Source organism: Bacillus sp. 275, assembly GCF_001999205.1.
GTDB lineage: Bacteria > Bacillota > Bacilli > Bacillales > Bacillaceae > Bacillus > Bacillus velezensis.
This window is the reverse complement of sequence record NZ_CP019626.1, coordinates 1554992-1576807: the sequence shown is the minus strand read 5'-3', so window position 1 is coordinate 1576807 and position 21816 is coordinate 1554992. Positions and strand designations below refer to the sequence as shown.

At 48.3% G+C, this 21816-nt stretch carries 21 protein-coding genes; 19 read left to right on the top strand and 2 right to left on the bottom strand.

Annotation, left to right across the window (positions count from 1 at the left end; translation table 11 throughout):
* The first annotated feature begins 14 nt into the window (after positions 1–14).
* The 7 genes from BZ167_RS07540 to BZ167_RS07510 all read left to right on the top strand — a co-directional run bounded on the left by BZ167_RS07540 (position 15) and on the right by BZ167_RS07510 (position 5683).
* On the top strand, positions 15–1229 hold the full coding sequence (locus BZ167_RS07540; RefSeq protein ID WP_077392015.1) for an NRAMP family divalent metal transporter: 1215 nt from the start codon (positions 15–17) through the stop codon (positions 1227–1229).
* A gap of 25 nt (positions 1230–1254) precedes the next feature.
* Positions 1255–2028 carry a putative hydro-lyase gene (locus tag BZ167_RS07535; RefSeq protein WP_228903616.1) on the top strand — a complete coding sequence of 258 codons (774 nt, stop codon included), beginning with the start codon at positions 1255–1257 and terminating at the stop codon, positions 2026–2028.
* Positions 2029–2057: 29 nt separating this feature from the next.
* Positions 2058–2789, top strand: a complete 732-nt coding sequence (gene pxpB / locus BZ167_RS07530; protein WP_033575070.1) for a 5-oxoprolinase subunit PxpB — start codon at positions 2058–2060, stop codon at positions 2787–2789.
* A 2-nt stretch (positions 2790–2791) separates the two neighbouring features.
* Positions 2792–3799, top strand: a complete 1008-nt coding sequence (locus BZ167_RS07525) for a 5-oxoprolinase subunit C family protein (RefSeq protein ID WP_095284651.1) — start codon at positions 2792–2794, stop codon at positions 3797–3799.
* Between the two features lie 17 nt (positions 3800–3816).
* Entirely contained in the window at positions 3817–4566 is a 750-nt protein-coding gene (locus BZ167_RS07520; protein ID WP_031378670.1) for an IclR family transcriptional regulator, read from the top strand.
* A 64-nt stretch (positions 4567–4630) separates the two neighbouring features.
* On the top strand, positions 4631–5272 hold the full coding sequence (locus BZ167_RS07515) for a spore germination lipase LipC (protein ID WP_015416832.1): 642 nt from the start codon (positions 4631–4633) through the stop codon (positions 5270–5272).
* A 195-nt stretch (positions 5273–5467) separates the two neighbouring features.
* Entirely contained in the window at positions 5468–5683 is a 216-nt protein-coding gene (locus tag BZ167_RS07510) for a YczI family protein (protein ID WP_370529532.1), read from the top strand.
* Here BZ167_RS07510 and BZ167_RS07505 read toward each other — a convergent pair.
* Complete coding sequence (locus BZ167_RS07505; protein WP_077392013.1) at positions 5654–5974, bottom strand: antibiotic biosynthesis monooxygenase family protein; 321 nt, start codon at positions 5972–5974, stop codon at positions 5654–5656. The genes BZ167_RS07510 and BZ167_RS07505 overlap by 30 nt on opposite strands.
* Positions 5975–6130: 156 nt before the next feature.
* On the opposite strand from BZ167_RS07505, the gene BZ167_RS07500 reads away from it, so the two are divergent.
* The 10 genes from BZ167_RS07500 to BZ167_RS07455 all read left to right on the top strand — a co-directional run bounded on the left by BZ167_RS07500 (position 6131) and on the right by BZ167_RS07455 (position 18525).
* On the top strand, positions 6131–8134 hold the full coding sequence (locus tag BZ167_RS07500; RefSeq protein ID WP_015416835.1) for a penicillin-binding transpeptidase domain-containing protein: 2004 nt from the start codon (positions 6131–6133) through the stop codon (positions 8132–8134).
* A gap of 113 nt (positions 8135–8247) precedes the next feature.
* On the top strand, positions 8248–9150 hold the full coding sequence (locus BZ167_RS07495) for an aldo/keto reductase (RefSeq protein ID WP_007410303.1): 903 nt from the start codon (positions 8248–8250) through the stop codon (positions 9148–9150).
* A 299-nt stretch (positions 9151–9449) separates the two neighbouring features.
* Complete coding sequence (locus BZ167_RS07490; protein WP_033575069.1) at positions 9450–11534, top strand: BglG family transcription antiterminator; 2085 nt, start codon at positions 9450–9452, stop codon at positions 11532–11534.
* Between the two features lie 222 nt (positions 11535–11756).
* Complete coding sequence (locus BZ167_RS07485) at positions 11757–13271, top strand: class I adenylate-forming enzyme family protein (protein WP_039252750.1); 1515 nt, start codon at positions 11757–11759, stop codon at positions 13269–13271.
* Between the two features lie 158 nt (positions 13272–13429).
* A complete protein-coding gene (locus tag BZ167_RS07480) occupies positions 13430–14290 on the top strand; it encodes an SDR family oxidoreductase (RefSeq protein ID WP_007410307.1) in 861 nt (286 codons plus the stop codon).
* 12 nt (positions 14291–14302) lie between these two features.
* Complete coding sequence (locus BZ167_RS07475) at positions 14303–14806, top strand: D-lyxose/D-mannose family sugar isomerase (protein ID WP_015416839.1); 504 nt, start codon at positions 14303–14305, stop codon at positions 14804–14806.
* An 87-nt stretch (positions 14807–14893) separates the two neighbouring features.
* Positions 14894–15517, top strand: a complete 624-nt coding sequence (locus BZ167_RS07470; protein ID WP_077392012.1) for a GNAT family N-acetyltransferase — start codon at positions 14894–14896, stop codon at positions 15515–15517.
* Positions 15518–15523: 6 nt separating this feature from the next.
* Positions 15524–15946, top strand: a complete 423-nt coding sequence (locus tag BZ167_RS07465) for a pyridoxamine 5'-phosphate oxidase family protein (RefSeq protein ID WP_003156270.1) — start codon at positions 15524–15526, stop codon at positions 15944–15946.
* Between the two features lie 499 nt (positions 15947–16445).
* Positions 16446–17255 carry a lipid II flippase Amj gene (locus BZ167_RS07460; protein WP_060675201.1) on the top strand — a complete coding sequence of 270 codons (810 nt, stop codon included), beginning with the start codon at positions 16446–16448 and terminating at the stop codon, positions 17253–17255.
* A gap of 119 nt (positions 17256–17374) precedes the next feature.
* A protein-coding gene (locus BZ167_RS07455; RefSeq protein WP_148660071.1) for an IS3 family transposase occupies positions 17375–18525 on the top strand; the annotation gives its coding sequence in 2 pieces (ribosomal slippage) (positions 17375–17648 and positions 17648–18525; 1152 coding nt in all).
* Positions 18526–18581: 56 nt separating this feature from the next.
* Here the strand turns inward: BZ167_RS07455 and BZ167_RS07450 are convergent.
* Positions 18582–18872, bottom strand: a complete 291-nt coding sequence (locus BZ167_RS07450) for a DUF3817 domain-containing protein (protein WP_007410179.1) — start codon at positions 18870–18872, stop codon at positions 18582–18584.
* Between the two features lie 175 nt (positions 18873–19047).
* On the opposite strand from BZ167_RS07450, the gene BZ167_RS07445 reads away from it, so the two are divergent.
* Both BZ167_RS07445 and BZ167_RS07440 read left to right on the top strand, forming a co-directional pair.
* Positions 19048–19482, top strand: coding sequence for a transcriptional regulator LrpC (locus tag BZ167_RS07445; protein WP_007410180.1), 435 nt, complete (start codon positions 19048–19050; stop codon positions 19480–19482).
* A gap of 63 nt (positions 19483–19545) precedes the next feature.
* On the top strand, positions 19546–21732 hold the full coding sequence (locus BZ167_RS07440; RefSeq protein ID WP_060675358.1) for a DNA topoisomerase III: 2187 nt from the start codon (positions 19546–19548) through the stop codon (positions 21730–21732).
* The last annotated feature ends 84 nt before the right edge of the window (positions 21733–21816 follow it).

Here is a 21816-nt window from a genome sequence, read left to right as displayed (position 1 = left end):
GGGAGGAAGACAGCATGGAGCAAAAGAAAAAAACAGCCGGAAAGGCTTCCGGCAAATGGTCGCTTCTTTTAGGCGCGACATTTTTGATGGCGACATCATCAATCGGGCCCGGCTTTCTGACGCAAACGGCCACGTTTACCAATACATTGGCGGCAAGCTTCGGCTTTATCATTTTAATTTCTATTATTTTGGACATTTTCGCGCAAACCAATGTATGGCGGATTATCGCGGTTTCCGGAAAGCGCGGCCAAGAGATTGCCAATATGGTGCTTCCGGGCGCCGGTTATGCCATTGCTTTTCTGGTCGTGCTCGGCGGACTTGCGTTTAATATCGGAAACATCGGCGGCGCGGGTCTCGGTCTTCAAGTATTATTCGGAATCAAACCGGAGATCGGCGCTTTAATCAGCGCAGCGGTCGCGGTGCTGATTTTTGTCATAAAGGAAGCCGGAAAAGTCATGGACCGTTTTATGCAGATCGCCGGAATCGTCATGATCGTATTGACAGTGTATGTTGCCGTAACGACGGCTCCGCCGGTCGGACACGCCGTTGTGAAAACTTTTATGCCTGATCATATCAGTGTGCTGGCGATCGTGACGCTTGTCGGCGGCACGGTCGGCGGATACATTACATTTGCCGGCGGCCACCGTTTGCTTGATTCAGGCATCCAAGGGAAGGAAGTCCTCCCTCAGGTTACGAAAAGCTCCATCACAGGCGTTCTGATTACATCGATTATGCGGATTGCCCTGTTTCTCGCCGTGCTCGGCGTCGTCTCAAAGGGCCTGAGCATTGATCCTGAAAATCCGGCGGCTTCTGTATTCCGGCTTGCGGCGGGAAATGTAGGCTATAAAATTTTCGGCGTCATCATGTGGTCTGCCGCTATCACGTCTGTCATCGGCGCCGCCTATACATCGGTGTCATTTTTCAAATCATTTTCAACAAAAATCGAAAAGCACTCACATCGCGTCATTATCGGTTTTATCATCGTATCCACTCTTATTTTTGTTACGATCGGCCAGCCTGCCAAAATTCTGGTCGCTGTCGGTTCGCTTAACGGCTTAATTCTGCCGCTTGCATTAGCGATGATACTGTTGGGCGCTTATAAGAAAAAAATCGTCGGCGATTACAAGCATCCGATCTGGCTCACGATTGCAGGGGCGATCGTAGTGGTTGTCATGGCGGTTATGGGCATCTATACATTATTCACGCAGATGCCGCAGCTATGGAGCTGATGATATGAAAAACCATATGAGTGACATGAGCCCCGAAGAAGTCAGACAGCTGATCAGGAAGGGGCAGATGACCGGGCCGACGGCGGGGATGGCCGCTTTTTACGCACAAGCCAATCTCGTCGTTTTGCAAAAGGATCTTGCCTTTGATTTTCTCTTATTCTGCCAGCGCAATCAAAAGCCTTGTCCGGTGCTTGATGTAACGGATGCGGGTTCACCCGTTCCGGCAATAGCTGCGCCGGGAGCTGATATCCGGACGGACTTTCCGAAATACAGGATTTATCGGCATGGCGTGCTTACTGAAGAGGTAACGGATATTACGCCGTATTGGAAGGATGATGATGTCGGGTTTTTAATCGGCTGCAGTTTTTCATTCGAGCAAGCCCTTATTAATCAGCACATTCCAATCAGGCACATCGATGAGGGTGTGAATGTCCCCATGTATAAAACAGACATTGACTGTGTTCCCGCCGGCCCGTTTTCTGGAAAGATGGTCGTCAGCATGAGACCGATTCCGGAAAGGCTTGCAGTCCGCGCGGCGCAGGTCACGTCACGTTTTCCCGCCGTGCACGGCGCCCCCGTCCGCATCGGAAATCCGCAAAGCATCGGTATCAGCGATTTGCATCAGCCGGATTTCGGAGATGCCGTAACGGTGCGGGAAGGCGAAGTTCCCGTATTCTGGGCTTGCGGCGTTACGCCCCAGGCGGTGATCATGGAAGCAAAGCCTGACATCGTAATAACACATTCACCGGGGCACATGCTGATCACCGATATACGAAATGAATCGCTTGCTGTCCTGTAAGTGAGAAAGAATACAACGAGGTGATGACAATGATGCAGTATAGCGGAAATACAGCGCTTGATATACAGCCGTACGGTGATTCCGCCGTTATCATCCGCTTTGGCGGGCACATCAGCGAAGAGGTCAACGGCCGGGTGCATGCGGCGGCAGCCTGTATGGAAGAACGGCCGTTTCCGGGCTTCGTTGAATGTATTCCGGCATTCACAAGCTTAACGATCTTTTATGATGTGTATGCCGTCTCAAACATAAAAAAAGGCGTCTCTCCTTTTGCCCTGGTCAAGAAAGAAGTGACAGAACGTCTCAGCCATATAATGACCGGCCGCAAAGAAGAGCGCCGGGTGATGGAAATCCCCGTTTGCTACGGCGGTGATTTCGGTCCCGATTTAGAAGAGGTCGCTGAGATGAACGATCTGACCCCGGAAGACGTCATCCGCATTCATACTGAAGGCGAATATCTCGTTTATATGCTCGGATTTGCGCCGGGATTTCCGTTTTTAGGAGGAATGTCTGAGCGGATCAGAGCGCCGAGAAAGGCGTCGCCAAGGCCGTCCATCCCGGCCGGTTCAGTAGGAATCGCGGGAATGCAGACCGGTGTGTATCCGATATCCACTCCCGGCGGCTGGCAGCTGATCGGCAGCACCCCGCTCCGGCTTTTCAGGCCGGAAGAACATCCGCCGAGTCTATTGAGAGCGGGCGATACGGTGAAATTCGTCCGGATCACGGCAGAGGAGTACAGCCGCATCAAGGAGGGAGCCGAATGAGTATGAAAGTGGTAAAGCCCGGTCTCTTGACGACGGTTCAGGACAAGGGGCGGACGGGATATCAGAAATACGGTGTGCTGGGAAGCGGCGCAATGGATACGATCTCACTGCGCATCGCCAATCTTCTTACCGGAAATCAAGAAAAAGAGGCGGGACTGGAAATTACGCTCATGGGGCCCGGGCCTTCCTTTGAATTTTCAGAACCTGCGGTTATTGCCGTCACGGGAGCTGATTTCGCCTTTCATATTAATGGGGAGCCCGCTCCTCTGTGGAAACCGGTTTTGATAAAGGAAAACAGCGTCGTCTCATTCGGGCCGTGCAAGATGGGGAGCCGCGCTTATCTCGCCGTCGCGGGGGGATTTGACGTGCCCGCCGTCATGGAAAGCAAAAGCACATATGTCAGAGCGGGGATCGGCGGCTTTTGCGGAAGAGCGCTGCAAAAAGATGATGAGCTGCCGCTCGGCCGTATGACGCCATGTTCGGAATCAATCGCGTACCGTCTGAGCGATTCTTTCGGACAGCATGGTTTCTCAGCGCCTGATTGGTCTGTCAGCAGCAGAGGATTTCTGCCGCTGAAAAAAAATCCGGTCATACGAGTGCTTGAAGGCGCTCAATTTCACGCTTTTACAGAAGAAGCAAAATTGCGTTTTTATCACGAGTCATATATGGTCACGCCTCAATCCGACCGAATGGGCTACCGGCTGAAGGGCGCTCCGCTTGAATTGCGGGAGCCGCTGGAGATGGTATCTGAGGCCGTGACGTTCGGAACGGTGCAGGTGCCGCCGGACGGCAATCCGATTATTCTGCTGGCTGACAGACAGACGACGGGGGGCTATCCGCGGATGGCGCATATCATATCCGCCGATCTTCCTCTCGTCGCCCAAACGATGCCGGGGGAACATATCACGTTCCGGGCCGTTTCGCTGGAGGAAGCGGAAATGCTGCTTTTAGAGAAGGAACAGCAGCTGAAGGAGCTGAAAGCAAGGCTCAAAATGGAATGGCTGATCTGACAAAGGGGCTAAAGACCATGGAAAACAAAAACAAAACCGTCATCAAATCAATGGAACTGCTTCACTTGTTTCTGACTGAACCGAGCCTGAGCTTAAATCAACTGGTTTCTCTATCGCAGATGCCGAAGACCTCGGTTCACCGGATGGCAAGCTCGCTGGAGGAAACGGGATTTCTCACCCGGGCAGCGGACGGCCGTTATCAGCTTGGTCTGATCTTTTTACAATTCGGCCAGCTCGTCTCTGAACGTCTGGACATCAGGAAAATAGCCAAACCGATTATGGAAGAGCTGTGCGGCGAAGTGGATGAGGCCGTTCAGCTGATCATGAGGGACGGAGATGAAGCCATTTACGTCGAAAAAATTGAAGGCACTCAAACCGTCCGCCTGTATACGGCAATCGGCCGCCGGTCGCCGCTGTACGCGGGAGCGTGCGCCAGAAGCATTCTATCGTTTCTGCCAAAAGAGGAGATTGACACATACATTCAGAAGACAAAGCTTGCCGCAATCGCCTCAGGCACGATGACGGATCGGGCTGAACTGCTTCACTCCATTGAAAGATCCTTACAATCAGGTTATACGATCAGCTATTCGGAATTAGAAGATTACACGGCGGCGATCGGGGCGCCGATTTTCAATCACGAAGGTAAGGTGGCTGCCGGAATCAGCATCGCCGGCTTCGAAGCCCGGTTTTCAGAGGACAGGCTGCCGTATTTAACCGAAAAGGTCAAAACCGCTGCACAGTATATTTCTGAGAAATTGGGTTATTGACCGAGCCAATTTTTCTTCACTCGCGTACATTACAATATCGATAGTAACGAGTGGAGGAAAGAAAATGGGACTTGTTTATACGGCGCTGGGGGATTCTTTGACGACGGGGAGGGGATCCGGGCCGTTTTCCGCCGGTTTTGTCCAGCGGTTCGGGCGCATGATGGCAGAAGATTTACAGACAAGAACCGACGTATCCATCTTTGCCAAATCAGGCCTTGAGACGGGAGAAATTCTCGGGCTTATGTCCTTGCCGTACATTCAGAGGCGGATTCAGGCTGCTGATATGATTACGATTACGGGCTGCGGCAACGATTTGATCGATTCGGTTCAGGCATATCAGCAAACATCGGACGCTTCGGTGTTCACCGGCGTGTCCGGTCACTGCCATGAGAACTTTGAAAAGATGATTGCCAAGATCGCCGCCTTAAAAGGGCCGCACCCGTCTCCTTATGAGATCCGCGTCTTCAATTTATACAATCCTTTCCCGGGAATCTCCATTGCAGAAAAATGGATATCCTCTTATAATGCGCACCTCAGCACACTCGCATCGGCGCCGTACGTCAAAATCGCCGACGTCCACAGCGCTTTCAAAGGAAAAATGAATGAATATCTCTCTCATGACCGCGTACACCCCAACAGCAAGGGATATGAAGTCATGGCATGCGTCCTGCGGGGGCTCGGATACGGAAGCCTCGCCGGCTCATAACCGCGCGCTCCTTTTCATCGGGAGCGCGCTTTTCGTGCTCCTTAAAACAAACTTAAAATTGTCCGACTTTCGTTCTATCCGCGCAAAAAATACGCTAGAATAATGGGGGATAAAGACAGAAATAGAATTGTGTTCAAAAAATGATAACAGAAAGGATGGATTGCTTTGCTGCGCGCCTTAAAACTGTCACTCGCGATGCTGATTATTATACTTGCGGCCGCCGCATTTACGTATGCGGAACATACCTCTGTCATACAGCCGGTTATGCTCGTGTTTCTCGGTGCGGTCATGTTCATTCAGGGGCTGGAGGAAAAACGGAAAGAAAACGAGGGCTCCGGGAAATTCAATATCTATACCGCCGTTTTTGTATGGTCGATCTCCTTAATCGGTTTTACGCTTCACGCGATCTGAGGCTGATAGATCCTGAAAATGCTCCACAACGGGAAATGGTGAATAAAAACGGTGCAGTAAGGCTTTCCATTCCTGATATTCCGGCGATCCGCGAAAGCCTTTTGTATGATTTTCCAATGTCTCCCATTCCACAAGCAGCAAATATTTATGCGTCTTTTCCATACATTTGGACAAGGAATGGGACAGATAACCTTTCATGCCCGCGATAATCGGCTCCGCCCGGCGGAATGCCTCTTCGAATTCCCCCTCAAGACCTTCTTTTACATACAGCATGGCTGCTTCTCTGATCATCTGAAATTCCCCCTTTTTTTAATAGATACATTGTATAAGAATATGGCCCGTGACGGCAGGAAAAACAAAAAAATTTTAAACAATATGAGAAAAAAATCCTTGCCAGCCTGATTTGGTTTAGGAGAAAATAACAGTTGGAAGGCAGGGGAATAGACAGTGAAAAAAGGGTTATACCTATTACTTTTACTCGCAGGAATCATAGGTTTGATCGGCTGCTCGAAAACGGAATCGGCCGAAGACAGAATGAAAGATTTCGTAAAAGACTGGAACGGCGGTCACTACGATAAGATGTACCAAAGCCTCACCCAGGATGAAAAGAAAAAACGATCCAAAAAGGATTTTGTAAAGCGATATGAAACCGTTTATGAACAAGCAGGGGTCAAAAATCTGAAAGTCACTGCCGAAAAACAGGACGAAGACGACAAGAAAAAAGATGACCTCCAGCACATCGATTATAAAGTCAGCATGGATACAAAAGCAGGGAAGGTCGCTTTTGAAAACACGGCCGTCCTGAAAAAAGAAAAAACAGACGATGGAGAATCATGGAACATCGACTGGAATCCTTCTTTTATTTTCAAACAGCTTTCCGATGACAAAACCGTGCAGATCGCAAATGAAGAACCGAAGCGCGGACAAATTTACGACAAAGACGGAAAAGGTCTCGCCGTGAATACCGAGGTGCCGGAAATCGGCATTATCCCTGGAAAACTCGGCAAGGATAAAGACAGCGTGATCAAAAAACTGTCTGAAAAACTGGACCTTTCTGAAGACGATATCAAAAGCAAACTGAACCAGGGCTGGGTAAAAGACGACTCTTATGTCCCGATTCAAAAAATCAGACCGGATGATGAAAGCAAGGTCAAAAGCCTGCTCGCATTAGACGGCGTGACGAAAACGAAAGTCAGCTCCCGCTACTATCCGTACGGCGAAAAAGCGGCCCATCTGACCGGCTATATTAAAACCATCACAGCGGAGCAGCTGAAAAAAGCGAAAGACGGCCAATACAGCGATACTTCCAAAATCGGCATCGCCGGCCTTGAGAATGTATATGAAGACAAGCTGCGCGGCACGACCGGCTGGAAAATTTACGTCCCGCAAACAGGTGAGGTCATTGCTGAAAAGAAAGCAGAAAGCGGGCAGGATATTCATGTAACGATTGACATGAAAACGCAGACGAAGCTGTATGACTCTATGAAAGATGACAGCGGAGCGGCAGTCGCCCTCGAACCGCAAACGGGAGAGACACTCGCGCTCGTCAGCGCACCGTCTTATGACCCGAACGGCTTTCTTTTCGGCTGGAGCGGCAAAGAATGGAAAAAGCTGAATGAAGATAAAAACAATCCGTTTTCAGCGAAATTCAACAAACTTTATGCGCCGGGTTCAACGATTAAACCGATTGCCGCGGCAGTCGGCCTGACAAACGGAACATTGAAAGCGTCAGAAAAGAAAAAAATCACCGGAAAAGAGTGGCAGAAAGATTCAAGCTGGGGCGGTTACCATGTCACACGCGTATCAGAGCGCCTGAATGAAGTGGATCTCGAAAACGCGCTGATCACATCGGACAACATCTACTTTGCGCAAAATGCCATAGATGCCGGAGCGGACGCGTTTACAAAAGGATTAAAAACATTTGGGTTTGATGAAGAGATTCCGTACCAATTTCCGATTGAAAAGTCTTCAATCGCTAACGGCAAGCTTGATTCCGAGATCCTTCTCGGAGATACGGGCTACGGCCAGGGGCAGATGCTGATGTCTCCGCTGCACTTAGCGGCTGACTATACCGCATTTGTCACAGACGGAAATCTCGTCAAACCGACATTGATCAAAGACGGAGAAAAAACACCGCAAATCTGGCATAAGCAAGTGGTGTCGAAAGCCAATGCCGAAGAAATCACAAAAGGGCTGAGAGGCGTCGTTGAAGATCCGCGCGGCTCTGCATATCAGCCGGCCGTAAGCGGCATTACCGTAGCCGGAAAAACCGGTACAGCCGAGCTGAAAACGTCTAAAGAAGATAAAGACGGCAAAGAAAACGGCTGGTTTGTCGGTTACGATTATAAAAAGAAAGACCTCTTGATCGCGATGATGATTCAAGACGTCAAAAAACGCGGCGGAAGCCATTACGTCGTTGAGAAAGCGAAAAAGCAGTTTCAGAATCATTAAATGACGATTTTTGCGGGCTGAAAGGAAAATCGGCCGCCGAAGCAGAATGAAACAGCATGGGCAATTCCTGAAAACAGAGATACAAGAGGCTCTAAGAAAAAGGGGGATTTCACATGCAGCGCATTCAATTGGCTGAAGACCTGGAATTTTCAAGAGTGATACACGGGCTTTGGCGTCTGAACGAATGGAATGTTTCAGACGGAGAGCTGCTGAATTTGATTGAATGGTGTATCAGCCAAGGCATCACCACCTTCGACCATGCCGATATATACGGCGGTTATACGTGTGAAAAGCTCTTCGGCGGCGCTTTGTCCCTTTCGCCTTCAATAAGGGAGCGAATCGAAATCGTCACAAAATGCGGGATTGTCATTGAATCACCGGAACGGCCCGGAAACAAGTCGCATCATTATAATACGTCGAAGTCTCACATTTTAGCGTCGGCGGAGCAGTCGCTCTTGAATCTGAATACGGATTATCTGGATGTGCTGCTCATTCACAGACCGGACCCGCTTATGGAACCGGAGGCGGTGGCTGAAGCGTTTCATGCGCTGAAAAGCTCGGGAAAGGTCAGATATTTCGGAGTATCGAACTTTAAAGCGCACCAGTACAGAATGCTCGAATCCTATTTGGATGATCCGCTCATCACAAATCAAATTGAAATCTCGGCGTACGAGCTGGAAAATATTCATGACGGCACGCTGGATTTCTGTCAGGAAAAACGCATTCCGCCGATGGCGTGGTCACCGCTTGCGGGCGGGAGCGTCTTTACCGGACAATCAGATAAGGACGTCCGTATCCGTGCCGCGCTTCGTTCCGTACAGGAAGAAATCGGTGCCGCTTCCATTGACGAAGTCATGTACGCATGGCTGTTCACCCACCCGGCAGACATCATGCCGATTGTCGGCAGCGGAAAAGAGAACCGCATTTCCGCCGCGGTGCGTGCATCCGCGTACAAACTCAGCCATGATCAGTGGTTCCGGATTTATACCGGTGTCCAAGGCTGCGATATTCCATAAACAGAACAAACGCCCGGAAGCTATCTTCCGGGCGTTTGTTTATGTGGTGTGCAATGTCTAAAAACAAGTAAGGTCACTTTGAAGTATAGCCGTGCGGATCAAGAGTAACAAGCGTCATGGCATATTATCTGACACATTTTTCTTTTTCAATACTGTCACACGGCCCAGTGCCAAATTGCCATTTGAAAATGGTTGAATAATCATTGAAAGCGTTTTATATTATAACTTACACCACTTTCCCCGGCAGCACTCCCCATATGCCATACTTCTCACAACTAGAAAATCTGGAGGCGCGTTTCATGTATATGACAGCGAGAGAACAAAAATTAATGAAACATCTATTACTGCAGAACCGGTACGAGACAGTGCATGAACTGGCGGAAGCTTTACAAGTCAGCACAAGAACCGTTCACCGCGAGTTAAAAACAATCAAACCGATAATGGAATCATTCGATCTGGCACTTGATAAACAGCCCGGCAAAGGACTGAAAGCGGTAGGAAACCCGGAGGACAAACAAAAACTCCTGTCAGACCTGTCCTATGAACAGCATGAATACAGCGCTGAGGAGCGGAAACTTTTAATTCTATGTTCACTATTAGAGTCTCAAGAGCCGATCAAGCTCTACAGTCTGGCGAACGAACTGCAAGTGACAAACGCGACGATCAGCTATGACCTGGATGAGCTGGAGACTTGGATTGCGCCCTTCGGCTTGACGCTGATCCGAAAAAGGGGCTTCGGCATTCAGCTGACGGGGCCGGAAAATGCGAAACGGAAAATCGTCGGCAATCTCATCGTCAACCGCCTTGATATTCAAAGCTTTTTGGAAGCGGTTGAATTGAATATTAAAGGAAAACCGGCCGATGCTGAAAAAATGTTCGGCGTCGTAAATAAAGCGGAACTTTTGAAAATGGACCGGCTCTTAATTCAGCTCAAGGAAAAAATCGCGATCGCCTTATCTGACAGCTCATACATGGCGCTTGCGGTTCATTTAACCTTTGCGATGGACCGGATCAGGCTCGGAGAAACCATCACGATGGAGGCTTCGGAACTAAAAGCGCTGCAGCAGACGAAGGAGTACGGCTCTGCGCTGGAAATGGCAAAAGAGCTTGAAAAAGCGTTCGGCGTTTCAATTCCGGAAGCTGAGATCGGATATATCACCATTCATTTGCGGAGCGCCAACCGCAAATACAAAACGGAATTCAAACCGGAAGACATAGAGGTTGAAACGGCCTTGCAAACGAAGCAGCTGATCGGCTTCATTTCTGAAAAAATTAAAATTGATCTGACGGAAAACGGTTCTTTATACGACGGTTTAATCGCCCATCTGGAGCCTGCGATCAACCGGGTAAAAGAAAATATCGACATGTACAACCCGATGACCGAGCAAATTAAACGCGACTACTTCCTGCTGTACATGGCCGTAGAAGAAGGAATGGAAAAATTCTTTCCGGGGCTTCTTTTCTCTGATAATGAGATCGCTTTCATCGTTCTTCACTTCGGCTCTGCTTTGGAAATCAAACGGGAAGAAGCGAAGATCAAAGCGCTGATCGTCTGTTCAAGCGGCATCGGGTCGTCCAAAATGCTCGCATCCAGGCTGAAAAAAGAGCTTTCGGAAATCCGTTCCTTTGATATGTCTTCCCTCATCGAACTGAAGGATCGAGACATCACCGCGTATGACATGATCGTATCCACCGTTCCGATCCCGTATGAAAACATTGATTACGTCATGGTCAGTCCGCTTTTAAACGAAGAAGACGCTGATCAGGTCAAGCAGTACATCAAAAGAAAAATTCCGCTGATTCTTGACAAAAAAAGAAACGGTGAAAGAGAGGAGAAGCAGCCGGAGACGCCTGATATGCTGGAAGCGGCCGGCCGTATGGCGCATTACGCGGCGGTTATCCAAAGCGTGCTGCGGAACTTTTCGATCAAATCCATTGATTCAAACACGGCGTATGAGCTGTTTTTGAACCGTATGTTTGACATGCTGGAGCAAGAAGGATTGGTTCATAATGCCCAAAAAACCGCACAGCGCCTTGCTGAGCGTGAACGACAGGGCGGACTCGGCATTCCGGGAACGGCGATGGCCCTGTACCATCTCAAAAATGAAGAAATTGTCACGCCTTTTTTCAAAATTTATGATTTGACAGCTCCATGCAGTGTCAAAGGCATGGACGGAAATTCCCTGACCGTCGACCGCGCTTTGGTGATGATGGCGCCGGCTGATATGCCCGCTGAAGGCTCGGAAATACTAAGTGCGGTCAGCTCGGCCATCATCGAGTCCGAAGACAGTATAAAAGCCTTCCAGACTGAGGATGAGGCCGATTTATACAAACGTTTAAACAAGCTGTTTTATCATTTCATTCAGGAGAAAGGACAGCGGTAAACAGGAAGCGCACACCTCATGTGGGGTGTGTTTTTTTGCGCATGTATGAGGGTAAGGGGAAGGGAAGAAACTAAAAACACGGGACTATTGTATCATTCACTGATGGAATAGTTCTAAAACAAAATAGTTTTACAAGTTATATTTTTTGGTTTAAAATGGGTTGCGTGAGAAAGAAAATCTGACAGAGTTTTTTTGTGATTTATCATTATGGGAGATGAAAATATGGAGACATTACAGCATCTGATTCTGCATGACATTTCAAATAGCGAAGAGATCGAAGCTGTAAAAAGCGGTGCGTATACCCTGACCTACGCGGAATATCGAAAACGAATCAACCAGCTTGCACAAGCGCTTCTTGATAAAGGAATAAAAAAAGGCGACAGAGTGGCGATGCTTTGCAAAAACGGCCACGCGGCATCCATTGTCATGTTTGCGGCACTCGAAATCGGCGCGGTGGTTGTGCCGGTCAGCTGGCAATTAACACCTTACGAAATGAAAGGCATTTTAGCAGCCTGTGAACCGAAAGCTGTTTTTTACGGCACTGAATTTAAAGAGATCATGGAAGAAGTGCTTCCTGCGCTGGTATCTTCTCTTAAACTGAAGGTCGAGACCGGAACAGCTGCGGAGACAACGCCTCAGTTTGACGCTTTATTGACAGGCTCCGGTGATACACCGGATGTCGAAACGGTGTCTGAAAACGATACGGCATTGCTGATGTTTACCTCAGGAACAACCGGCAATCCGAAACGCTGCATGATCACTCACGGCGGTATATACAACTACGTAAACGCGACATTGGCATACACGGGGAGAATGCAGCATGTCCGCTTCTTAGCATGCCATCCGAATTACCATACGAGCGCGATTATCTGCCAGATGGTCGGCACGATGAGCGGAACGACATTCATTATGACAGACAATCAGGACCCTGTGGAAAACCTGAAGCTCATCGAAAAAGAAAAAATTCAAACCATCATGGCGCTGCCAGTCTATTTCACATACCTGCTGAAAGCATGGGAAACGCATCAGACTGACATGTCTTCTATCGTTTATATGATGACGGGAGGCACAAAGGTGCCAAGCAGCCTGATCCAGCAGTATCTCGATATCGGCATTCCGCTCATGCACGGATACGGAAGCACGGAAGCGTGGGGCATCAGCTCTTGGAATCCGCAAATGGGAATGGATAAAGCCGCTTCCGCGGGTAAACCGATGGAAGAAGTGGACGTCCGCGTTGTAGATCCGGAAACAGGTGAATTCCTTCCGCAAGGCTCAATCGGAGAAGTCGTTGTGACAAGTCCGTTTTTATTCAAAGGCTACGAAGGTAATGAAGAAGCGACACGAAAAGTGCTGAAAGACGGCTGGTTCCATACCGGCGATTCCGGCTATGTGGATGAAGACGGATTTATCTTTATCACCGGACGTTACAAAGATGTCATCATCTACGGCGGCGACAATATTTATCCCGACCAGATTGAAGAGGTCATTCAGCAAGTGCCGGGCATTCTCGAAACGGCGGTTGTCGGTATCCCTGATCCGCTTTACGGTGAAAAGCCGAAAGCGTTCATCGTGACAAACGGCAGAGAAGGCCTGACAGAAGAAGAAGTGACCCGATTCCTTCAAGAACGTCTTGCCGCCTTTAAAATTCCGGAAATTGAGTTCGTCAGCGAACTTCCGAAAAACAACCTTGGAAAAGTGAGAAAAGACGTGCTCCGCAAACAAGCGGTCCGTTCATAATTGAAAACAAAAACCCGGCTGCCAGCCGGGTTTTTTTCTTGCGTTCCATGTGAAACATTTTTCTCCGAAAACATTCTGAACTGTCTCAATCATGTTTATCCGGAAGACTGACGAGGTAGACAAGAAATATGAGATCGAACAAGAAGGAGGAACTTAACATGGAAAACTATCCGAAGGAATTCCCGGCGGAATCACAAAACCGCCAGCCGGGCATTGAAAGCGAAATGAATCCGGCGCCTGTTTATGAATACAAAGAATATAAAGGCGCTGATAAATTAAAAGGGAAAACCGCACTTATCACAGGGGGCGACAGCGGTATCGGACGCGCCGTAGCGGTTGCTTACGCGAAGGAAGGCGCAAATGTCGCGATCGTCTATTTTGATGAACACGGTGATGCGGAAGATACAAAAAAACGAGTGGAAGAAGAAGGGGTAAAATGTCTGTTAATCCCCGGCGATGTCGGTGAGGAAGACTTTTGCAATGAAGCGGTTGAAAAAACGGTTGAAGAATTCGGGCGTCTTGATATTCTCGTGAATAACGCCGCGGAACAGCATCCGAAAGAAAGCATTAAAGACATCACAAGCGAGCAGCTTCACAGAACCTTTAAAACAAACTTTTACTCACAATTTTATTTGACTAAAAAAGCGATTGATTACATGAAGCCGGGCAGCGCGATCATCAATACGACATCCATTAATCCTTACACAGGCAATCCGCAGCTGATTGACTACACGGCTACGAAAGGCGCGATTAACGGTTTTACGAGATCCATGGCGCAAGCGCTCGTCAACGACGGTATCCGTGTCAACGCCGTGGCGCCGGGGCCGATCTGGACACCGCTTATTCCGGCGACATTCTCAGAAGAAACAGTCGCTTCCTTCGGTCAGACTACGCCGATGGGCCGGGCAGGCCAGCCTGTTGAACATGTCGGCTGCTATGTGCTCTTGGCCTCAGACGAATCATCTTATATGACCGGACAGACGCTGCATGTCAACGGCGGCAAATTTGTAACCACATAAGGGGGCTGAAGCATGACGATATCGAAACATGATGTGAATGCATACTATCAAAAAGCGGGAATCGTTCTGACTGATAATGAAGTCGAAGACATTCAAATCATGGATTACGGCTTAGGCAAGCTTGAGAAAACCGGGCTTCAGCTGTTTATTTACGTGAATACCGACCGCTACTGTTCGAAAGAATTGGTGCTCTTCCCGCGCCAGACGTGTCCGGAACACCGCCATCCGCCGGTCGGGGGCGAGAAGGGAAAACAAGAGACATTCCGCTGCCGCTGGGGGAAGGTGTATCTCTACGTGGAAGGCGAAAAGACAGAGAACCCAAGCGTCCTCCCGCCGGAAGAAGACAAGGAATACTACACCGTCTGGCATGAGGTTGTGCTTGAGCCGGGCGGACAATACACCATTCCGCCGGATACGAAGCATTGGTTTCAAGCGGGAGAAGAAGGGGCGGTCGTCACGGAAATGTCATCGACAAGCACGGATGATCACGACATTTTCACCGACCCGCGCATTTAAGGATGAGGCTGCACGCCTCATCTTTTTTTGTATGGAAAAAAATGAATTTACCTGTATAATGGCTAATAAAGGAAAGAAGGTGCGGTCGTGTTTTCCTGTCAAATCCGGGAACATCTGACGATCAGATTGCTTGCCAAAGAAGATACGGACGAATTGTATTCTGTTATGAAGCGAAATCAAAACCATCTCAGCGAATGGCTCAGCTGGGCGGAAGAACTGGCTGATATCGATACGTACCGCGATGTGATCATCCCCGAATGGCGCTATAAATACGCGGAAGAAAATGGGTTTGACGCCGGAATTTTTGTGAAGGGCCGGTTTTGCGGCATGATCAGCATCCATAATGTCGATACAGCCAATCAAAAAGCAGAGATCGGCTATTGGCTGGATCGAGAGTATGAAGGGTTCGGCATTATCACCGCAAGCTGCCGGGCGGTCATCACCCATGCATTTCAGGATCTCGGCCTGAACCGTATCATGATCAGCGCGGCTGAAAAAAACACGAAAAGCAGGGCGGTGGCGGAACGGCTCGGATTTCAGAAAGAAGGACTGACGAGAGAAGGCATTTTCGTACAGGGCGCCTATCATGACACGGTGAACTACAGCATGCTGAAGCGGGAATGGAGCGAAGATCGGCAGAAGAGCACATTTCTTGGTTTAAATGTCTCCCCAATGTGGAAAAGTAAAAGCGGAGACGTTAAAAAGGAGTGATTCTTCATGAATCAAAATGAAATCAAAGAAAAAGTGCTTGAAGTACTGGATCATCATAAAGTCGGTTCGCTTGCGACGGTAGAGCAAGGCAAACCGCATTCACGCTACATGACATTTTTCCATGACGGCTTAACGATTTACACGCCGACGAGCAAAGACACTCATAAAGCGGAAGAAATTGAAAACAATCCGAATGTTCATATTCTGTTAGGGTATGACTGTGAAGGATTCGGTGACGCTTATGTGGAAGTGGCCGGAACCGCCAAACTGAACAACTCAGCCGATTTAAAAGAAAAGCTGTGGGATCCGAAACTGGAACGCTGGTTTGACGGAAAAGACGATCCGAACCTGGTGATTCTTGAAATTGAACCGAAGCAGATCAAGCTCATGAACGCGGGTGAAAAAACGCCGGCCGAGCTGGAACTTTAATAAATCATTTGATTATTCAGGGGCAATCTGTTATAATTAACTGCTAAGTGACAACATGCAAATAAAAAAGAAAGTAAACTTCTTTTTTCTGTTTTGATATAGAAGCTTCAGGCTTCAACGGACAGCTTGAAAAAAAGCTGAGCTTATTCTTTTCCTTCTGATATTCGCCCCTAACGAAGAGATGGAAAAAAGACTTTTTGTTTTACAATTCACACCGGCGCGGCTTCGGAGCCGCAGTGACGATTGAGAGGTAGGGCTTTCGTTGTCTTGTGTTCAAGAACTTCCATGGTGTTTACTTTCGAAGAATGATTCTGTCGGAACTGTTAATACACGAATCACCCGCGGGCTAAGGCGGGCAACCATATATTATTTATTTGCGTAAGAAAAGAATAAGACAAAACCGCTCCGGACATCCGGGCGGTTTTTTTATGTAACCGGCCGAAACCTCGCCGCAGTCTGCAGAGTCTAATCAGTAGAAAAGATTTGGAGGAATCATACATTGCACGTTATTACTTCACAAGTACTGTTTATCTTCTGTTTTCTGCTGCTGATACATTCGATTGAAACGCTTGCCTATGCAACACGGCTTTCCGGCGCGAGAGTCGGATTTATCGCGTCCGCGCTGTCATTATTTAATGTCATGGTCATCGTGTCGCGCATGTCAAACATGGTTCAGCAGCCGTTTACCGGACATCTGATTGATGCCGCCGGATCAAACGCCCTGTCTGTTGTGGATGCTCAGTTTCGATTTTTAATATTCGGCTCCACGATCGGAACGATGCTCGGCATCTGTCTTTTGCCGACATTCGTCGCGTTATTCTCCAGGGCGATTATACACTTGGCGGACGGAGGAGGCTCCGTCATGCAGGTATTTAAGAAAGGATTTTCACTGAACGGGCTGAAGCATGCGCGTTCTTATATCAGACTGCCGTCAGTCTCCTATTTAAAGGGGCTTCAATTCCGAATGATTCCGAAACGCTTGTTTGTCATTAATATGGTCATTACGTCTATTTACACGATCGGTGTTCTGTCCGCTCTGTACGCCGGCCTTCTGGCGCCTGAGCACAGCACGACCGCCGTGATGGCATCAGGCTTAATCAACGGAGTTGCGACTATGCTGTTGGCTGTGTTTGTTGACCCGAAAGTATCCGTACTGGCAGACGATGTGGCGAAGGGCAAGCGCAGCTACGTCTCCTTAAAATGGACATCGTTGACGATGGTGACATCAAGGGTGGCGGGCACGCTTCTCGCCCAGCTCGTATTCATCCCCGGCGCTTATTATATCGCCTGGGTGACGAAATGGATGTAACGCATGAAAAAAGCTCCTCTGCAGAGGGACTGACCCCATAATATGAGACAAACAAAAAACACCTTCAAGTTTGAAAACGGATCGTTGTTATCCGAAATTAGACTTGGAGGTGTTTTTCTATGAGGGCAAGAGTGAGTTATCCGGTTGAAGTCAAACAGAAGGCTGTAGAAATGAGATTGGCGGGCGTGCCTGTGAAGGAGATCATGCAGGAATTGAATATAAAGAATAAGACGCAGGTGCAGACATGGGTCAGGTGGTATAAAGCTGGGGACACACATCGATTCGAACAACCTGTCGGAAAGCAATATTCTTATGGAAAAGGTCCAGAGTATTCTTCCGAATTAGAGAAACTGCAGGCAGAAAATCGTTATCTGAGACAAAAGAATGAAGTGTTAAAAAAGTACAACGAATTGGAAAGGAAGCTGATAGCGAAACGCCAGTCGAGCTTGTAGAAGCATTGCGCGGCACAATGACCATACAGGATATCTGTATTCATTTAGGTATCTCACGAGCATCTTATTATCGTTGGAAGAAGAATCTGATGAAAGATAACCCTAAATACCATTTAGAAAAACAAATCGGCACGTTGTGCCGAGAACATAAGTATCGATATGGCTATCGGAAAATCACAGCCATATTAAAAAAGGGAATGCGTATTAATCATAAAACGGTTCAGCGCATTATGCAGAAAAACCAGTGGCAATGCCGGGTTAAGGTGAAAAAGCGCAAGAAGAATGGGCAGCCATATGCCGTGGCCGAGAATATATTAGATCGGAACTTTCAGTCTGATCGCCCTCTGGAAAAGCTAGTAACGGATATCACATATTTGCCTTATGGGCAGAAACAATTGTATCTTTCCAGTATATTGGATTTATACAATGGAGAAGTGATTGCTTTTACGATTGGCGATAGACAGGACACAGATTTTGTCTTACACACACTTGATCAGCTGCCCGTACTCCCAGAGAACTGCGTGTTACATAGTGACCAAGGTTCTGTTTATACATCTTATGAGTATCAGAAAGCTGTTAAAACAAAAGGCATTACCATGAGCATGTCCCGTAAAGGGACACCCGCTGATAATGCCTCCATCGAATCGTTTCATTCCTCACTAAAGTCTGAAACGTTCTACCTCGACAGGTTGGAAAGCACTACGACGACCATCGTAGAGCAAACTGTCGAAACCTATATATACTATTATAACAACATTCGTATTCAAACGAAACTAAACAACCAGCCGCCGGTCACATACCGACAGCTGGCTGCTTAAAGGTGTTTTGATCCCTGTCTCAAAAACGGGGGTCAGTCCCCAGAAGAGGAGCTTTTTTATTGATAATGTCTCAGGCCGCGATCATAAATAAAATTACCGAACGGAATAAAGGCCGCGATAAAACCGGCGGCTGACCATTTCACATGCCATTTGACAGTAAACGCCGCATACGCCAGCACCGCCAGATAAATGATAAACAAACCGCCGTGAATGGAACCGGCAATGGTGACGGCGAGCGGATGATGAGCCCAATACTTCAGCGGCATCGCGATAAACAGCAGCACCAAAAGCGACATTCCTTCAATAAACCCCATCGTGCGAAGTCTGCCGATAGGCGTGTGTAACATACAGCTCCCTCCTGTCGGACATCTTTTTTCCTCTATACTATAAGCAAAGGGCAGTCCTAATATGACCATTTCGCGTCAGTTCCTAAAAAACCTTTATTAATTCAGCCTGTTGTTCTTGTCATTTTTCGGATTTCTCTTGATAATATAGCCAAAAGGGTAAGGAAGGACTACAGTCATGAAACTAGATAATGTGGATCTGAGCATCATTAAAGAGCTGCAGCGGGACAGCCGCCTGTCCATGCGGGAACTGGGCAGAAAAATCAAATTGTCAGCCCCGTCCGTCACAGAGCGTGTCAGACAGCTTGAATCCTTCGGCGTCATTAAGCGCTATACATTGGACATTGATCAAAAAAAGATCGGGCTTCCTGTTTCCTGCATTGTCGAAGCGACAGTGAAAAACGGAAAATACGATCAATTTAAAACCTACATTCAATCCATTCCCAACATTGAATTTTGTTTTCGGGTCGCCGGGGCGGCGTGTTATATGCTGAAGATGAACGCGGACAGCCTGGAAACGATCGAACACTTCATCAACCGCACCTCTCCGTATGCCCAAACCGTGACCCACGTCATTTTCTCAGAAATTGACACAAAAAACGTCCTCGATTAGAGGGAGCGTGAGGAAGTCTGTTATAATAACAGGATGATTGTGAAAGAAAGAGAAGTGAAAAGCATGTCAAAAACAGTTGTATTAGCTGAAAAACCTTCAGTCGGCCGGGACTTGGCCCGCGTTCTGAAGTGTCATAAAAAAGGAAACGGATATCTTGAAGGCGACCGCTACATCGTCACATGGGCGCTCGGGCATCTGGTAACGCTCGCTGACCCTGAAGGATACGGCAAAGAATTTCAATCATGGCGGCTTGAGGATCTGCCGATTATTCCGGAGCCTTTAAAGCTCGTCGTCATTAAAAAAACAGGAAAACAGTTCAATGCGGTCAAAGCTCAGCTTGTCCGGAAAGACGTCAGCCAGATCGTAATCGCTACAGACGCAGGACGGGAAGGGGAGCTTGTGGCCCGCTGGATTATCGAAAAGGCAAACGTCCGCAAACCGATTAAGCGGCTGTGGATTTCCTCTGTGACGGATAAGGCGATTAAAGAAGGATTTCAAAAGCTCCGCAGCGGAAAAGAGTACGAAAACCTGTATCATTCCGCCGTTGCCAGAGCGGAAGCGGATTGGATCGTCGGCATCAACGCGACCCGCGCGCTGACCACAAAATTTAACGCGCAGCTGTCATGCGGACGCGTCCAGACTCCGACATTGGCGATGATCGCCAAGCGTGAAGCGGACATTCAGGCGTTCAAACCCGTTCCTTATTACGGTCTCCGCGCGGCGGCTGATCAGATGACGCTGACATGGCAGGGTAAAAAAACAAAGCAGACAAGAACATTCGATCAGACGGTGACCGGCCGTTTGGCAAAAGACCTGCAAGGAAAGCCGGCAGTCATTTCAGAATTGAAAAAAACGGCGAAGAAAAGCTTCGCTCCCGGTCTTTACGACTTGACGGAATTGCAGCGGGACGCTCATAAGCGCTTCGGTTTCTCCGCAAAAGAGACGCTGTCCGTGCTTCAAAAGCTGTATGAACAGCATAAGCTTGTCACTTACCCGCGGACGGATTCCAGATTCCTTTCCGCAGACATCGTGCCGACTTTAAAAGACCGTTTAAACGGCATGGAAGTTAAGCCGTACGCACAGTACGTCAATCAAATACTGAAGCGGGGCGTCAAAGCGCATAAAGGATTCGTCAATGATGCGAAAGTATCGGATCACCATGCCATCATTCCGACAGAGGAGCCGCTGATCCTTTCAAGCCTCAGCGACAAAGAACGAAAGCTTTACGACCTGATTGCCAAACGTTTTCTCGCCGTGTTAATGCCGGCGTTCGAATACGAAGAAACAAAGGTCACAGCCGATATCGGCGGCGAAACATTTACCGCAAAAGGGAAAACGGTTCAATCGCCTGGCTGGAAAGCCGTGTATGATATGTACGAGGATGACGACGATCATGAGGAAGACAAAGACCAGACGCTCCCGGATCTTCAGCAGGGTCAGCGCCTCACTGTCTCATCACTGAAAGAAACGAGCGGACAGACGAAACCGCCGGCGCGCTTTAATGAAGGCACGCTGTTATCTGCGATGGAGAACCCAAGCGCCTTTATGCAGGGAGAAGAGAAGAACCTTGTGAAAACATTGGGTGAAACCGGCGGACTCGGAACAGTCGCCACCCGCGCTGATATCATTGAAAAACTGTTCAACAGTTTCTTGATCGAGAAAAAAGAAAAAGATATTTTTATTACGTCAAAAGGGAAGCAGCTCTTACAGCTCGTCCCGGAAGATTTAAAATCACCGGCCTTAACCGCTGAGTGGGAGCAAAAGCTCTCCGCCATCGCAGCGGGCAAACTGAAATCCGCCGTGTTCATTAAAGACATGAAAACATATGCGGGCAAAACGGTGAAGGAAATCAAAAACAGCAGCCAAACCTTCAGACATGACAACATTTCAGGCACCGCCTGCCCTGATTGCGGCAAAATGATGCTTAAAGTCAACGGCAAACGCGGCACGATGCTCGTATGTCAGGATCGTGAGTGCGGAAGCCGGAAAACGCTGGCAAGAAAAACAAACGCCCGCTGTCCGAACTGTCATAAGAAAATGGAGCTTCGCGGCCAGGGCGAAGGCCAAACCTTCGCATGTGTATGCGGCCACCGGGAGAAACTGTCCGTCTTTGAAAAGCGCAAGGCGAAAGATAAATCCGGACGCGCATCCAAGCGGGACATCAACTCTTATATGAAAAGCCAAAACAAAGAGGAGCCGATGAACAACGCGCTGGCAGAACAGCTGAAAAAACTCGGCCTGGATAAATAGATCAGAGAAAGGCAGCATTTGTAAAGAAATGCTGCCTTTTGTTGTGTTTTTTACTGTAATGGGAATACGATCCAGACGAAAAGG